Origin of the sequence: Psittacicella gerlachiana (assembly GCF_003585965.1) — a bacterium.
Classification (GTDB): domain Bacteria; phylum Pseudomonadota; class Gammaproteobacteria; order Enterobacterales; family Psittacicellaceae; genus Psittacicella; species Psittacicella gerlachiana.
Genome location: NZ_NRJF01000244.1, coordinates 1 through 2,340, shown reverse-complemented (window position 1 = coordinate 2,340; position 2,340 = coordinate 1). Strand labels below are relative to the sequence as shown.

2 protein-coding genes and 1 pseudogene are annotated in these 2,340 nt (G+C 31.6%); all 3 read left to right on the top strand.

The features are described from left to right. Positions 1–301: hypothetical protein (locus CKF59_RS07955; RefSeq protein ID WP_222985693.1), on the top strand; the 301-nt coding region annotated here is incomplete at its 5' end. 31 nt (positions 302–332) lie between these two features. Next, positions 333–974 (top strand): annotated as a pseudogene (gene yihA / locus CKF59_RS07165) (ribosome biogenesis GTP-binding protein YihA/YsxC); the annotation flags it as partial. 241 nt (positions 975–1,215) lie between these two features. Further along, positions 1,216–2,100 (top strand): bifunctional DNA-formamidopyrimidine glycosylase/DNA-(apurinic or apyrimidinic site) lyase, encoded by an 885-nt coding sequence (gene mutM, locus CKF59_RS07160; protein WP_119535245.1) that lies wholly within the window; start codon positions 1,216–1,218, stop codon positions 2,098–2,100. The last annotated feature ends 240 nt before the right edge of the window (positions 2,101–2,340 follow it).

Sequence of the window (2,340 nt, the reverse complement as noted above, 5' to 3'; positions counted from 1 at the left end):
TACTCAGATAAAACAAGTAGGGTTTGCTTATATTTGGGATATAAATCCTCAATTTTCAATGCTATTTTCAAACTATATAGATTTACATGATCGTAAACTAGTAAATAGAAACATAGCTTTTAATTATGTATACTATGGTTGGTCTATTGGTTTTTCTTATGAAAGAAGACGTGTAGGTTATAACCAATATGAAAACGGATTTGATTTCTCTCTGAATTTAGTTGGTTTTAATAATAACTATAGCAATCGTTTCGGTCGTTATATAAATTCAGGAAAAATTCCATTTGTAGGTAATCGCTAATTACAATGGCTACCGTTAAGGTAGCCATTTTATTACTATGCTAAAATTAAATTATCAACGTACAAAATTTATAATGAGTTCTCCATCTATTTCTAAATTACCTGTGGATAACGGTTTAGAAGTAGCTTTTGTTGGTGTTTCAAATGCGGGAAAATCATCTTTATTAAATGCTCTATGTAATCAAAAGAGTTTAGCTAAAACCTCTAGCACTCCTGGAAGAACGCAATTAATTAATTTATTTGCTGTTGCTCCGTATGTAAATCTTGTTGATTTACCTGGTTATGGTTATGCAGCTGTACCTGAAAAACTAAAAATTGAGTGGCAAAAATCTTTAGGTACTTATTTAGAAAAGAGAGAATACCTAGCGGGGATAGTTCTCTTAATGGATGCAAGACATCCTTTAAAACCTTTAGATCAACAAATGTTACAGTGGTGTGTTGAGTTCTCAGTTCCTGTAGTAGTAGTTTTAACTAAGACTGACAAATTAACGCAACAGGAATTAATGAAGCAAATTAGACTAGTTAATGAAGCTTTAATTGCATTTACGGTTGCTTCAGAAGAAAATCCTGATCCAGAACCTATTAAAGTTATACCTGTATCTTCTGTTAAAAAACGTGGATTAGATAAGTTAGCAGAGGTTCTTGATTTATGGTTTGATCCTGTAACTAGTAAATATGAAGAAATGGGAATTACCGACTTAACGCCACCTGATAAAAGTCATCTTGTTATCGAAGAGCAAGAAGAAGTAAATGGCGGGTATTTGAGTCAAGCCCTAGCTTCAAAAGAGACTAAAGGTAAAACTACTAAGCAAAGATATAGCCCTACGGCTAGACGTTTAGGAACATCTAAACCTTTTGTTGATCCAAAGAAATTACAAAATAAAAGTAAACGTTACAAAAAGTAGGTAAGTTACTATGCCTGAATTACCAGAGGTAGAGACTACGGTAAGAGGAATAGAACCTCTTGTCGTTAATCAAACAATTAGTAATATTATCATTAATAATGATAAATGTCGTGTAGTTCCTGGAAAGGAGCTTTTAGCTCAGGTTAACACTACAATTAAAAATGCTTTTAGACGTGCAAAATATGTATGTTTAGATAATGGCTATGGATATATTGTTATCCATCTTGGAATGTCTGGAAATTTAAAAGTAGTGGATCAGAGTCTTCCATTATTAAAGCATGATCATGTACAAATTCAGTTCTCTAATGGTAAAGAATTAAGATACAATGATCACCGTCGTTTTGGCGGAGTAACTTTTATCGCTTACCAAGATTTTGGAGAACATAAATTATTTGCTCATAATGGTCCTGATGCTTTAAGTGATGATTTTAATGGAGAGTATCTTGCTTCATTTATTAAAAAGAGACCAAATAGACCTATAAAGTTATTACTTATGGATAATTCTATAGTGGTTGGGGTAGGAAATATTTATGCTAATGAGTCTTTATTTGAGTGTAAAATAAATCCTTGCACTTTTACTGGAGACCTCAAGCAAGAGCAAGCTTTTATTCTTGTTGATAGCATTAAAAATATTTTAAAACGTTCTATAGCTGCTGGTGGTACAACTTTAAAAGACTTTGAACAGCCAGATGGTAAACCTGGGTATTTTGCACAGAGTTTACAATGTTATGGAAAAGAGGGCGAATACGATCAAGAGTATGATGATTACTTTATACGTATTGAGCTTGGTGGAAGAAGTTCTTACGTCCTGCCTAAAAGACAACCATTAATAGGTAAAGCTGTTGAAAAATATTCTGAGTTAATCGAAGAAGCTAAAAATAAGACGGATAAGTAAAATTACTTATCTGTCTTATTTTTATACAATCAATTTTATATTAGTATTACTTTTATGTTTTAAGATTTTTACAAATAGAGTTGTTTGTAACTAACATCTGAATTTTTTACCTTTTTCTCTAGCCTAGTTGTGAAACAGGTCGATAAATCTTTAAGATTTTGTACTGTAATAAATTCAAAATATAGATTCTTTACTTACTGATATTACCTATGACTGGGCTATTTTAACTTGTATAAAAAT

What these genes read in the sequence shown, in the direction of transcription:
- mutM (WP_119535245.1), top strand. Translation starts at nt 1,216, where the DNA reads ATGCCTGAATTACCAGAGGTAGAGACTACGGTAAGAGGAATAGAACCT.